This is a genomic window from Comamonas sp. AG1104, from assembly GCF_003350425.1.
GTDB classification, from domain to species: Bacteria; Pseudomonadota; Gammaproteobacteria; order Burkholderiales; family Burkholderiaceae_C; genus Comamonas; species Comamonas testosteroni.
Genome location: NZ_QQAS01000002.1, coordinates 85509 through 98875, shown reverse-complemented (window position 1 = coordinate 98875; position 13367 = coordinate 85509). Strand labels below are relative to the sequence as shown.

At 64.5% G+C, this 13367-nt stretch carries 11 protein-coding genes; 3 read left to right on the top strand and 8 right to left on the bottom strand.

What is annotated here, in order from left to right; genetic code table 11:
- Nucleotides 1-3: 3 nt before the first annotated feature.
- Nucleotides 4-801 (bottom strand): ATP-binding protein, encoded by a 798-nt coding sequence (locus tag DFO48_RS05080; protein WP_114862763.1) that lies wholly within the window; start codon nt 799-801, stop codon nt 4-6.
- A complete protein-coding gene (gene glmU, locus DFO48_RS05075; RefSeq protein WP_114862762.1) occupies nt 801-2240 on the bottom strand; it encodes a bifunctional UDP-N-acetylglucosamine diphosphorylase/glucosamine-1-phosphate N-acetyltransferase GlmU in 1440 nt (479 codons plus the stop codon). The genes DFO48_RS05080 and glmU overlap by 1 nt, the downstream gene beginning before the upstream one ends.
- Nucleotides 2241-2344: 104 nt before the next feature.
- Here glmU and DFO48_RS05070 point away from each other — a divergent pair, with 104 nt between their 5' ends.
- Nucleotides 2345-3325: a LysR substrate-binding domain-containing protein gene (locus DFO48_RS05070; RefSeq protein WP_034348161.1), complete on the top strand. Its 981-nt coding sequence runs from the start codon at nt 2345-2347 to the stop codon at nt 3323-3325.
- A gap of 187 nt (nt 3326-3512) precedes the next feature.
- Here the strand turns inward: DFO48_RS05070 and tyrS are convergent, their stop codons facing one another.
- Nucleotides 3513-4745: a tyrosine--tRNA ligase gene (gene tyrS, locus DFO48_RS05065; RefSeq protein ID WP_003073020.1), complete on the bottom strand. Its 1233-nt coding sequence runs from the start codon at nt 4743-4745 to the stop codon at nt 3513-3515.
- Between the two features lie 191 nt (nt 4746-4936).
- Between tyrS and DFO48_RS05060 the strand changes: the two genes are divergently transcribed.
- The gene (locus DFO48_RS05060; protein WP_114862761.1) at nt 4937-6295 is read left to right on the top strand and encodes a M23 family metallopeptidase; all 1359 of its coding nucleotides are present in this window, start codon (nt 4937-4939) and stop codon (nt 6293-6295) included.
- A gap of 142 nt (nt 6296-6437) precedes the next feature.
- A complete protein-coding gene (locus DFO48_RS05055; protein ID WP_114862760.1) occupies nt 6438-7577 on the top strand; it encodes an anhydro-N-acetylmuramic acid kinase in 1140 nt (379 codons plus the stop codon).
- Nucleotides 7578-7604: 27 nt separating this feature from the next.
- Here DFO48_RS05055 and DFO48_RS05050 read toward each other — a convergent pair whose 3' ends face one another.
- The 5 genes from DFO48_RS05050 to DFO48_RS05030 all read right to left on the bottom strand — a co-directional run bounded on the left by DFO48_RS05050 (nt 7605) and on the right by DFO48_RS05030 (nt 13270).
- On the bottom strand, nt 7605-8957 hold the full coding sequence (locus DFO48_RS05050; protein ID WP_114862759.1) for an LLM class flavin-dependent oxidoreductase: 1353 nt from the start codon (nt 8955-8957) through the stop codon (nt 7605-7607).
- 12 nt (nt 8958-8969) lie between these two features.
- Nucleotides 8970-9695 (bottom strand): ABC transporter ATP-binding protein, encoded by a 726-nt coding sequence (locus DFO48_RS05045; RefSeq protein ID WP_114862758.1) that lies wholly within the window; start codon nt 9693-9695, stop codon nt 8970-8972.
- Nucleotides 9692-10549, bottom strand: a complete 858-nt coding sequence (locus tag DFO48_RS05040) for an ABC transporter permease (protein WP_114862757.1) — start codon at nt 10547-10549, stop codon at nt 9692-9694. The genes DFO48_RS05045 and DFO48_RS05040 overlap by 4 nt, the downstream gene beginning before the upstream one ends.
- A gap of 12 nt (nt 10550-10561) precedes the next feature.
- Nucleotides 10562-11551 carry an ABC transporter substrate-binding protein gene (locus DFO48_RS05035; RefSeq protein ID WP_199406954.1) on the bottom strand — a complete coding sequence of 330 codons (990 nt, stop codon included), beginning with the start codon at nt 11549-11551 and terminating at the stop codon, nt 10562-10564.
- Nucleotides 11552-11968: 417 nt separating this feature from the next.
- Entirely contained in the window at nt 11969-13270 is a 1302-nt protein-coding gene (locus DFO48_RS05030) for an NCS2 family permease (RefSeq protein WP_003058992.1), read from the bottom strand.
- Nucleotides 13271-13367 lie beyond the last annotated feature (97 nt).

The following is a 13367-nucleotide window of genomic DNA, read 5'->3' as shown; positions in this document are numbered from 1 at the left end:
CACTCAGGGCAGGCAGGTGGGCCAGTGCATCTGCAACTGGCATCCCGCATTGAGCTGAGCCTGGATTTCCGCCTCGCCGCCATGGCGACGACAGACGTCGCGCACCAGCGCCAGGCCGATGCCCAGACCCTCGAACTCGGCTTCGCGATGCATGCGCTGAAAGACGCCAAACAGCTTGCCCGCGCGCGCCTGCTCGAAGCCGACTCCGTTGTCCGTCACCGAGACGCAGCAACCGCCTTGCCCGTCACGCTGCACATCGACCTGAATGCGTGCCAGCGGCATGGCGCGCGTGAACTTGACGGCATTGGCGAGAGCTGCGCTCAAAGCCTGCTCCAGCAGATGAGGATCTGCCAGCAACATGGGCGCTGCAGCAGGCAGACACCACTCGATGCTTCGGCCTTGCGAGTCCGCCTGCAAACGCTGCCCAATACCGAGCAGCAAGGCCTGCAAGTCCACGGGCTGCGGCTGCAGCACATGGCGCTGGGCCCGTGCCAGCTGCAGCAAACCGTCGAACATGGCCGCCATGCGCTGGGCGGACTGGTCCATGGTCTGCAAAAAGCTGCGCGCCTCTTCCAGGTCCTCGACACCAGGGCTGGGGGACTGCAGCAATTCCGCAATCAACGGGTTGAAAGCCAGCAGATGGCGCAGCGGGGCCCGCAGATCATGCGAAACCGCATGCACCCATTCCTGCTGGGCCGAGCGCAAGGCAGCCAGCTCGGCCTCGCGCCTCGCAAGCAGCGCCAGCGCCTCGTCCAAAGTCCGAGGCACCTTGCTTTCAACCACTGGCTGCATGGGTTCCATCAGGCTTTGGGCAGCTTCTCGGGGCGCTTCCAGTTGCGGATGCTGACCTGCCTGCCGCGTCCTACCGTCAACGCTCCTGCCTCGGTGTTCTTGGTCACGGTGGAGCCACCGCCCACCGTGCCGCCGGCGGCAATCGTCACGGGAGCCACCAGCACGCAGTTGCTGCCGATATGCACATCGGCCTCGATCACGGTGCGGTGCTTGTTCACACCGTCATAGTTGGCGGTGATGCTGCCTGCACCATAGTTCACGCGCTCGCCCACCGTGGCATCGCCCAGATAGGCCAGGTGATTGGCCTTGGCACCGTCGGCCAGGACGGAGTTCTTCACTTCCACGAAGTTGCCGATATGCACTTCGCGGCCCAGCCTGGCGCCGGGGCGCAGGCGGGCAAACGGGCCGACCAGCGCGCCCTGGCCCACTTCCACACCGGCCTTCTCGCCATCGATGTGGGTGAAGGGGTGGATCACGGCATCGTCGGCAATGCTCACATTGCTGAGGTGGCAGTTGGCGCCGATCCTGGCGCCGGCACCAATCGTCACCTTGCCGGCAAAGATGCAGTTCACGTCGATTTCCACATCCTGGCCGCAGCTCAGGCTGGCCTTGGTGCCGCGAGCATCGTCACGCAGGTCGAAGCGCGCAGGATCGGCCATGCGCACGCCCTGCTCCATCAGCCCACGCGCCTGGCGCAGCTGGTGAGCCCGCTCCAGCTCTGCCAGTTGCAGCGGACTGTTGACGCCCGCCACCTGCAGCGCATCGGCGATGCGGTGGCCCACCACGGGCACGCCGTCGGCCACGGCCATGGCGACGATATCGGTCAGGTAGTACTCGCCCTGGGCATTGTTGTTGTCGAGCTTGGCCAGCCATGCCGTCAGATGCCTGGCGGGCACGGCCATGATGCCGCTGTAGATCTCGGTGATGGCGCGCTCGGCTTCACTGGCATCCTTTTGCTCGACGATGCGCTGCACCGTGCCGGCATCGTTTCGCACGATGCGGCCGTAGCCCGTGGGATCGGCCATGGTCACGGTCAGCAGCGCCATCTTGTCGCTGCCCGCAGCATCGAGCAGACCTTGCAGCGTGTCGGCCTGGGTCAGCGGCACATCACCCGACAGCACCACGACCAGGCCATCGTCCTTGAGCGCAGGCACGGCCTGCTGCACGGCATGGCCGGTGCCCAGCTGGGGCTCCTGGCGCACAAACTTCAGGTCCATTGCACCATGGGCGCCACTCGCGCCATTGGCAGCGGCGATGGCCGCTTCCACTTCCGCAGCACCATGGCCCGTCACCACCACGGCCGAGCGAGCCTTGAGCTGAGCAGCGGTATCCAGCACATGCTGCAACAGGGCGCGACCAGCCAGCTTTTGCAGCACCTTGGGATGGCGGCTTTTCATGCGGGTGCCTTTGCCGGCAGCCATGACGACAATGTCCAGAGGTGCAGTCATATTGATTTGTGGGATGAAAACCGCCTGATTATCGACCCATAGCCGTGCTCGGCAACTGCAAGCGCAGGCAACAGTGGCCGCAAACGCCTTATGCTTTGCCTGCCATGCCTCATGCAACCACCAGCCCCACTCCGCTGCTTCGCACCCGCGCCGTCGGCGCCGGCCATCTGCGCGCCTTTGTGGCCGTAGCCCGACACCTGAACTTTCGTGCCGCAGCCGACGAGCTGGCACTGACCCAGTCTGCCGTCAGCCGCCAGATCCAGTCGCTGGAAGACGAGGTGGGCATCCCGCTGTTCCTGCGCCATTCGCGCGCCGTGGAGCTGACGGGTGCCGGTGCCCAGCTGCTGCATGCCGTGCAACCTGCATTGGAGTCGATCGACGCCACCGTGCGCCAGATCCGCCAGACCGTGGGCCGCAAGAGCGTGGCCATCACCACCTGGGCCAGCTTTGCCGCCATGTGGCTGATTCCGCGCCTGGAGGCTTTCCAGCGCGCCTATCCCGATATCGACATTCGCATAGACACGGGCGACGCCGTGGTGGATCTGGATACCACCGATGTGGACCTGGCCATACGCTACAGCGCCGGAGTCTCCGATGCCGCGGCAAAGGCCCTGTTTGGCGAAGAGCTGGTGCTGGTCGCAAGCCCTGCCCTGCTCAGAAGCGGCCCCGCCGTGCGCAGCCCCGCCGATGCGGCCCGCTACACCTTGATTGAAACCGGCGACGTGCACCGCATGCCCCAGCTGGAGTGGCTGAGCTGGCAGCGCTGGTTTGCCGCCAACGGCTGCGACCAGTTGCAGCCGCCGCGCTGGCTGTACTTCAACTACGCCCACCAGATCGTGCAGGCCGCGCTGGCCGGCCAGGGCCTGGCCATCGCGCGCCTGCCGCTGGTGGCCGATGCGCTGGCGGCCGGCACCTTGATCGAGGTATTGCCAGAGCATCGCCTGGCATCGCCGCTGTCGTACTGGCTGCTGCAAGGCCCGCGCAGCAGCGAGCGGCCCGAAGTGCAGGCCTTCTGTCAGTGGCTGATGAACGAAGCCCTGCAGACCCGCAACGCCATGCAGGGTGCGAGCCAGCAGGCTCAATAAAAAAGAGAGCTACTCACGCATGATCTGCAATGATTTCAAATACAAAGTGATTTGAAACGTAGATGTATCAAGCGTAAACAGCTCTCATTTTTACTACCCCCACTTTGGGCCACGCCACAGCGGCAAAAGTCTTGCCCTGTGGCGCTCAGCACAAAAGAGGCGAACGAGGCGAGGCGCCCCTGGGCGCTCAGCTCAGCGTGACGCGTGCAAACTTGCGCTTGCCCACCTGCAGCACAAAAGTGCCGGCATCCAGCTTCAGTGCGCGGTCGCTGATGACGTTGCCGTCAACGCGCACACCTCCGCCATCGATCAGACGGTTGGCTTCGCCGGTCGATGCAGCCAGATTGGCCTGCTTGACCAGCGCACCGATGCCCAGCGGAGCGCCGGGCAGGCTGATTTCAGGGATGTCATCGGGGATGCCGCCCTTGGAGCGATTGATGAAATCCTGCTCGGCCGCATCGGCGGCTTCGGCACTGTGAAAGCGCGCGGTGATCTCCTTGGCCAGAGCCACCTTGGCATGCTTGGGGTTGCCGCCGGCCTCGATCTCGGCCCTGAGCGCGGCGATCTCGGCCAGGCTCTTGAAGGACAGCAGCGTGTACCAGTCCCACATCAGCTCGTCCGAGATCGACAGCACCTTGGCGAACATGGTGTTGGCGTCCTCGGTGATGCCGATGTAGTTGTTCTTGGACTTGGACATCTTGTGCACGCCGTCCAGGCCCACCAACAGCGGCATTGTGAGCACACACTGCTGCTCCTGACCGTACTCAGCCTGCAGATGCCTGCCCATCATCAGGTTGAACTTCTGATCGGTGCCGCCCAGCTCCAGGTCGGACTTGAGCGCCACCGAGTCATAGCCCTGCAGCAGCGGGTAGAGAAACTCGTGCAGGCTGATGGAGCTGCCGTCGGTGAAACGCGTATGGAAGTCGTTGCGCTCCATCATGCGCGCCACCGTGTACTTGGCCGACAGCTGGATCATGCCGCGCGCGCCCAGCTGGTCGCACCACTCGCTGTTGTAGCGCACCTCGGTCCTGGCCGGGTCCAGCACCTTGGCGGCCTGGGTGTAATAGGTCTCGGCGTTCACCTTGATCTGCTCGGCCGTCAGCGGCGGGCGCGTGGAGTTGCGGCCCGAAGGGTCGCCGATCAGCGTGGTGAAGTCGCCGATCAGGAAGATCACCTGATGGCCCAGATCCTGCAGCTGGCGCATCTTGTTGAGCACCACGGTATGGCCCAGGTGAATGTCGGGAGCTGTCGGATCCAGACCCAGCTTGATGCGCAGGGGCACGCCGGTGGCTTCGGACCTGGCCAGCTTCTGGACCCACTCGTCCTTGGGCAGCAGCTCATCGACTCCACGCAGAGTGACTTCCAGCGCCTGGTTCACTCTGTCGGTCACGGGAAAACTTGTAACAGCAGATTGATTCATAAGGGTTTTTCGGCAGGCGAGGTAGGACGCGGCCGATATACTTGGAGGTTTGGTGTTACGGTCAATTCTAGACTGCTCCCTCATAAAGACCTCTTTGGATGGACTTATGGCACGGTAGAGCTGCTGGAGACGTGTCAGTCGTAACAAATACCAACTCCACCGACACGCTTTCCCAAGGATTTGATGTTTTGATGACTGGCTTGAAAAATGCCGGCGGTGCTCTGCTTGCGCGGCTGACATCGGCTCTGCAAAAACACCCCAAGCGCGCCACGGCGGCGCTGGCGACTGTTTTGCTGACCGGTGGCAGCGGCGCCTTCGCAGTGGCCAGCCTGGGCCCCGACCCCGCCGACCTCCCCGTACGCACACTGACCGAACCCGTCACCTCCCTGGCCGCCGGCCAGGATCTGGCCGATCTGACGGATCTGCAGTCCTTCTCCCTGTACCGCTCCGAATACACCCGCAGCAACGACACCACCGAGTCGCTGCTGCAGCGCCTTGGCATTGCCGACCCGCAGGCTGCAGCCTTCATGCGCAGCAACGAAGCCGTGCGCCAGAACGTGCTGGGCCGCGCCGGCCGACTGGTGTCAGCGGAGACCACGCCCGACCAGCAGCTGAGCCAGCTGACCGTGCGCTGGGCTCCTGGCGAAGACGGCAGCTTTCAGCGCCTGACCGTGGAACGCGTGGACGGCAAGCTGCAGTCCAAGATCGAGACCGGCAAGCTCACGGCCAGCCCCCGCCTCGCGGGTGGCGTGATTCGCTCCTCCTTCTTTGCCGCCACGGATGCCTCCGACATTCCCGACAGTGTCTCCATGCAGATGGCCGACATCTTCCAGGGCGAGCTGGACTTCCGCCGCGGCCTGCGCAAGGGCGACCGTTTTGCCGTGGTCTATGAATCGCTGGAAGCCGACGGCGAGCCACTGCGCGCCGGCCGCGTGCTGAGCACCGAGTTCTACAACAATGGCAAATCGCATCAGGCCATGTGGTTCCAGGAAGCCGGCAAGAAAGGCGCCTACTACACGCTGGACGGCAAGAGCCTGCGCCAAGCCTATCTGAACTACCCCGTGGAGTTCTCGCGCATCAGCAGCGGTTTTTCCATGCGCGTCCACCCCATCCAGAAAACCTGGCGCGCTCATCTGGGCACCGACTTCGCTGCCCCCACGGGCACCAAGGTGCGCACCGTGGGCGACGGCGTCGTGTCCTTTGCCGGCGTACAAAACGGTTACGGCAATGTGATCTTTGTCGATCACGCCAACCAGCACACCACCGTGTACGCCCACCTGAGCCGCATCGACGTCAAGCACGGTCAACGCGTGGACCAGGGCGACATCATCGGCGCCGTGGGCTCGACAGGCTGGGCCACCGGCCCTCACCTGCACTTCGAGTTCCGCGACAAGGGCGAGCAGCGCGACCCGCTGACCATTGCCCAGATCACCGATGCGGCCCAGCCCATCTCCAAGGCCGCCCGCCCGGCCTTCGAGCAGCAGGCAGCGCAGATGCGCATCGAACTCAACGCCGGCACACAGTCGTTCGCCGTGGCCAGCGTACGCTGATCCACTGCCGCGAAACAACCTGAGGGCTGCAAATTGCAGCCCTTTTTCATTGGCGCATCAGGATCGTTTGCAGCGACCGCCAGGAAAGCCGCAACCGCTACAGCTAAGATAGTAAACCGCACGCCAACCCGTCTTATCTGCCATGCCCAATGCCATTGAACAAGCCGCTCAAAGCTCCCTCTATATCGGCCTGATGTCCGGTACATCGCTGGACGGCGTCGACGGGGTTCTTGTGGACTTCAGCCAGGGCACGCGAGTGCTGCAACATGCCAGCTGCGGCTTCGACGCGGCGTTGCGCGCCGAGTTGCTGGCCCTCAACACCGCTGGCGGCCAGGACGAGCTGCATCGCGCCGCCCTGGCCGCCAATGCACTGGTGCGCCACTATGCACAGGTGGTGCAGCAACTGCTGACTGCAGCCGGCGTCCAGGCCAGGCAGATCGCAGCCATAGGTGCTCACGGACAAACCGTGCGCCACCGCCCCCAGATGTTCGATGGCACGGGCTATACGCTGCAGCTCAACAGTCCCGCCCTGCTGGCCGAGCTGACCCGCATCACCGTCGTCGCGGACCTGCGCAGCCGCGATGTGGCGGCGGGTGGCCAGGGTGCGCCGCTGGTGCCGGCATTTCATCAAAGCGCGTTTGGCAAGCCCGGGGAAACAGCCCTGGTGCTCAATATCGGCGGCATTGCCAATCTCAGCGTGCTGGGTGCCGACGGCTCGGTGCTGGGCTTCGATACCGGCACCGGCAATGCGCTGATGGACGGCTGGTGCCTGCGCCATACCGGCAAGAGCTATGACGAGAGCGGCCGGTGGGCCGCCAGCGGCAAGGTCCTGCCCGATCTGCTGGCCGCCATGCTGGGCGATCCCTATCTGGCCCAGGAGCCGCCCAAGAGCACGGGGCGCGATCTGTTTCACGCCGACTGGCTGCAGCGGCATCTGCAGCAGCATCCGGCGCAGGCCGCCGCGGTCGATGTACAGGCGACCCTGACCGAATTCACGGCCGCCAGCTGCGCCCATGCCGTGCAGCGTTTCGGCAGAGGCGGCACCGAGCTGCTGGTATGCGGCGGCGGTGCACTGAACACCTATCTGATGCAACGCCTGGCCGCCCTGCTGCCGGGCGTGAAGGTGAGTTCCACGGCAGAGCACGGCCTGCCCCCGCTGGAAGTGGAAGCCGCCGCCTTTGCCTGGCTGGCACGCCAATGCCTGCTGGGCCTGCCGGGCAATCTGGCCAGCGTGACGGGCGCCAGCGGTCCGCGCATTCTGGGCGCCATCCACCCCGCTTGAAGCGCAGACACCAGCCCGCCTGCAGGCTCAGGCCGCTACTGCGGCATCCGCCTGCGCCTTGTGCTGCACGGCCGGCAGATCGGGCAAGCCGAAATGACCGCGCAGCGTGCTGCTCTGGTAGTCGCTGCGAAACAGCCCGCGCTTGCGCAAGATGGGCACGACCTCGCTGGCAAACAGCTCCAGCTGCTGCGTGATCACCGGTGGCATCACATTGAAGCCATCGGCGGCGCCAGTGCGGAACCAGTCTTCGATCGTGTCCGCCACCTGCTCGGGCGTGCCGGCAATCGCCAGATGCCCGCGCGCCCCTGCCAGTCGCTTGAGCAGCTGGCGCAGTGTGAGCCCGTCGCGCAGCGTGGTCTCCACATAGCCCATGGCGCGGCTCCTGGAAGCCTCCACCTGCGCGGGGTCCGGAAAGTCGTCGCGCGTCAGGCGGCGGTCCAGCGGCAGGCCGCTGAAATCATGGCCGCCAAAGCGGGCCGACAGACGCCCCAGCCCCACGTCGATGCTGGTCAGGCTGTCGAGCTCCTCCCACACCTGACGGGCTTCGTACTCCGTGGAGCCGATCGCGGCGCTGATGCCCGGCAGGATCACGATGCCCTCGGCACTGCGCCCCAGCGCCCTCGCCTGTCCCTTGATATCGGCATAAAAGCCTTGCGCCGACTCCTTGCTGCCATGCGCCGTGAAAATGGCCTCGGCCCATTGCGCGGCAAAGGCCCGGCCGGTTTCGGACTGCCCGGCCTGCACCAGCACCGGACGGCCCTGAGGGCTGCCCGGCACATTCAGCGGTCCGCGCGTACGGATATGCGTGCCCGCATAGTTGACGGGGCGCACCTGACCGATGTCCAGGTACTGACCCGATGCGGCATCGTCCACCACCGCAGCGCCCGGAAAGCTGCGCCACAGCGCATCCACTGCGGCCACGAATTCCTCGGCGATGCGGTAGCGCTCGGCATGCTCCACGTTCTCTTGCAGTCCGTAGTTTTCGCCGGCCCGGGGCAGCCAGGAGGTCACGATATTCCATCCTGCCCGGCCCTTGGACAGGTGGTCCAGCGTGGCGAACTGCCGCGCCAGCGTATAGGGCAGGCTGTAGGTGGTGGAAGCCGTCCCGATCAGCCCGATACGCTCGGTATGCTGCGCCAGCGCCGCCAGCAGCAGCAGCGGCTCGAGCTGGCCCGAAGAGGCCATCTGCCCGCTGTCGGGCCCGACCAGCCCGTCGGCCAGAAACACGGCATCGAACTTGGCCGCCTCGGCAATGCGGGCAGCATCCACATACAGTTGCAGATCGGTCAGCGCCTTGGGATTGGCGCCGGGGTGACGCCAGGCACCTTCATGGTGGCCTCGCGTCATCAGAAACAGGTTCAGGTGTAGTTGTCGCGTCATGGCAAGCTTCTTTCAGGCAAATTCGGCTTCCACACCCAGACTGCGCAGCAAGGTCGCGCGCAGCTGCATGAAAGCGGGGTGGTCGGGGCGCCGCGGATGGGCCAGATCCAGCGCATGGTCTTCGGCGATCTTTCCGTCCCTGAGCACCAGAATCCGGTCTGCCAGCAGCAGGGACTCGTCCACATCGTGGGTGACCAGGATCACCGTCGGGCGTACGCGCTCCACCATGCGCCGCAGCAGGCCCTGCATGCGCATGCGGGTCAGGGCATCCAGGGCACCAAAAGGCTCGTCGGCCAGCAGCACATGGGGCTCGCGCAGCAAGGAGCGAGCCAGTGCCGCGCGCTGCTTTTGCCCGCCCGACAAGCTGGCGGGCCAAGCCGCTGCCTTGTCTTCCAGCCCCACCTCGCGCAGCAACTGAGCTGCGGCAGGCCGGGCAGCCTGCGCGTCCAGGCCCAGCGTCAGGTTGTCCAGCACCGTCAGCCAGGGCAGCAGGCGCGAGTCCTGGAACAGCACGGAGACCTTGCCATGTGCAACCGCCGTCCCCGAACTCCGAGCCTCCAGATCAAGACCGGCCAATGCGCGCAACAGCGTGGTCTTGCCGGAGCCCGACTCTCCCAGCAGCGCCACGAACTGCCCCGGCGCAATATCAAGTTCGAGGTCGTCGAGCACCTGCTTGCCATGAAAGCTGCGGCTGAAGCCATGCAGGTGCACGGCACCTGCCAATGATGGGCGGTTCATGATCCCAGCGACCTCCGGTAGGACAGCACATGCGCCTCCAGACGACGCACCGCGGCGTCGGAGAGCAGACCCAGCAGCGCGTAGATCAGAATGCCCACCACGATCACATCGGTCTGCCCCCAGTCGCGCGCACGGTTCATCAAGTAACCGATGCCGGTCTGCGTGTTGATCAGCTCCAGCACCACCAGCGCCGTCCAGCACAGCGAGACCGCCATGCGCAGGCCGACAAAAAAGCCTGGCAAGGCTCCCGGCAGGGCCACCTTGCGAATGAACTCGGCACGCGACAGTCCCAGCGTCTGCGCCAGCTCCACATGACCGATGTCTATGCTGCGCAGCGCTGCATGGGTGTTGATATAGATGGGAATCAGCACGGCGGTGAAGATAAGGAAGACCTTCATCGCCTCGCCTATGCCCAGCCAGATGATGGCCAGCGGAATCAGCGCCAGCGTGGGAACGGCCCGCTTGATCTGCACCAGCCCATCGATCAGGGCCTCGCCGGTGCGGCTCAGCCCGGCGGCCAGCGCCAGCAGCACGCCCACCACAATGCCCAGAAACAGCCCTGTGTAGGCGCGTCCGGCCGAAGCCAGCAGATGCGGCAGCAGGCTTCCGTCGAGGGCCATTTCATAGCCTGTGCGCAGGGCCTGCGACGGTGCGGTCAGCGTCTCGGGCGAGAGATAGCCCAGGCGCGCCGCCGCCTCCCATACCAGCAGCAGCAGAGCCGGCCCGGCCAGCAGCATGCCGGGCGACAGGCGGGCAGGCACCAGCGCCGGGGCTTTGCGGTGTGGCGCGGCGAGCGGCGATCCAGTCTGAGACTGCCAGCCGGCCAAGCGTGCTTCCAGAGGAATCGGTGTCATCACGGCAACTCCTCAGCGATTGGCGACGATCACGCCGTCATAGCTCGCCACAAAGGAGTCCCTGGCATCCAGACGCTGGGGCAGACTGCCTGCGCTGTGCAGGATGTCGATGAGCTTCTGGTGGTGAGGCTGAGCCTGTGCAGCGGTCTGGAACTCGAGCGGAGCCTGCGCAGCCTGGATGGCAGCCGCACTCTCGGCATCGAGACGCTGGAAGTTGCGCAGGTAATGCTGCTCCCATTCCTTGCGATGGGTATTGCTCCAGCGTCCCGCGCGCACGAAGGAGGCCAGGAATTCGCGGATGGCCTCGGCCTTCTGCGGATCGGCCAGCACCTCCGGACGGGCATAGATATAGGAAGTGGAAGGCAGCAGCTGACGCTCCAGTGGATCAGGCACCACACGCGCACCGATCTGCCTGGACAGCCGCGTGACATGCGGCTCGGCAATGGTGGCGACATCCACGGCCCGGGCGCGCAAGGCATCGTTGAGCTCGGCCACGCGCAGATGCACCAGCGTGACATCCTTGAGCGTCAGGCCCGCCCGATTCAGCGCCTCGATCAGAAAAACCTGGCGCCCCGAGCCTTCCACATAGCTCACGCGCTTGCCACGCAGATCACTCAGGCGCTCCACCCCCGCGCCGGCATGCTGGAGCAAACGATATTCAGCTCTGGCCCGGGTGAAAGTCGCGATGATGGGCAGGTTCACGCCTGCGGCCCGCGCCTGAATGGGGGGCGTGTCACCGACATAAGCCATGTCCAGCGCCCCGGCTCGGATGGCCTCGAAGATGGCCGGCCCGCCGGCAAAATTGGGCAGCTCCAGCTGAAAGCCGGTCTTCTTGCGTTCGCCGCTTGCATCCAGCAGATGGCGAATCAGCTCGCTCTGGTCAGCGACGACCAGCCTGGTCTTGGCGTCCACCGCAGCATGCGCAGCACCGGTGATGCCGGCTGCCGCCATTGCCAGCCATGAAGGCCCGGCCAGCAGAAATCGACGCTTGTCCACTTTCATCTCCCATGAATGCAATGGGGCAGATGCTAGGGAGCCGTCGATCGATTCAAAAATATTGATTTCAAATTTGGAAACAACCAACTCATCCGAGCGCCGGTGCCGGTCCAGCGGACGCACATGGATTTCGCTGTGCTGTCAGGCACTTAAGACGGCAGGCGTCCATCGAGGCCAGGCGCACGAACGCACAACAAGCTTTGATTCAGCAATATGCTCATGAAATCAATGTTGTTGAGGCCCGGGGAAATGACTGACCATCCGGGCGTCTACCCATCAAGGCACAGGCCATCGGCAGGCCTGATGCTCGCAATGCAAAAAAGCAGCCCGCCCCACCAGTAGCCGGACTGCTTTTTCGCATCTTGGATGTCCTGCCCGGCTGGCTCCTTCGAGCCATGCCGGGTTCGATCAGCGCCTGAAGACTCAGTGACCGCCGACGTAGATGAACTTGAACAGGAACAGGGCAGCAATCACCCACATGATCCAGTGCACCTCCTTGACCTTGCCCGTGAACAGCTTGAGCACGGCATAGGTGATGAAGCCGAAGGCCAGACCGTTGGCGATGGAGTAGGTGAAAGGCATCATCAGCGCGGTGACGACTGCCGGTATGGCTTCGGTGGTTTCATCCCACTGCACTTCCGTCAGATCACGCAGCATCAGGCAGGCCACGAACAGCAGCGCAGGTGCGGTGGCATAGCCGGGCACCACACCGGCCAGCGGCGCGATGAACAGACAGGCCAGGAACAGCATGGCAACCGTAAGAGCCGTCAGGCCCGTACGACCGCCAGCCTGCACACCGGCAGCGCTTTCCACATAGGCGGTGGTGCTGGAAGTACCCAGGATGGAGCCCACGAAAATCGCGCCCGAATCGGCCAGCAGCGAGCGGTTGAAACGCCCCATGCGCTCAGGCACCAGCAGGCCGGCGCGGCGCGCCACGCCCATCAGCGTGCCGGTGGCGTCAAACAGCTCCACCAGGAAGAACACCAGCACCACGTTGAGAAAGCCCGTGGTCAGCGCCGTCTTGATGTCAAGCTTCATGAAGGTGGGCTCGATGGAGGGAGGCGCCGAGAAGATGCCGTGGAAGGTGTTGCCGCCAAAGAAGAACGAGGCCACGGTCACGGCCAGGATACCGATCAGCAATGCGCCCGGCACCTTGAGGCGGTCCAGCACCACGATCAGCAAAAAGCCCAGCAGCGCCATGATGACCTCGGGCTTGTGCAGATCGCCCAGCGTCACATAGGTGTTCTGGTCGGCAGCAACCACCCCGGCGGTCTTGAGCGCGATCAGCGCCAGGAACAGTCCCAGCCCGACGGTGATGGACACACGTATGGACTGCGGTATGCCCTTGATGATGAGCTCACGCAGGCCCAGCATCGTGCAGATCAGGAACAGACATCCCGAGACGAACACCGCACCCAGGGCAGCCTCCCACGTATAGCCCATCTTGAGCACCACCACGTAGGCAAAATAGGCGTTCAGCCCCATGCCCGGCGCCAGCGCAATCGGGTAGTTGGCATACAGCGCCATGATGGTCGAGCCCAGCGCTGCGATCAGGCAGGTGGCGACAAAGACCGAGCCCTTTGGCATGCCCGCATCCCCCAGAATGGAGGGGTTGACGAACATGATGTAGGCCATTGAAAGAAAGGTCGTCAGCCCTGCGACCAGTTCCGTGCGCACATTGGTGTTGTGCTCCCTGAGTTTGAATATCCGCTCTGTCCAGTTCATTGCATAGTCTCCGTGTTGTTTTGCATGCGAGGCGCAACGCGAGGAACGCGCCCGGTCCTGCGCCGCCAAATGAGCGGCGCAGCACATGGCCTTGCCC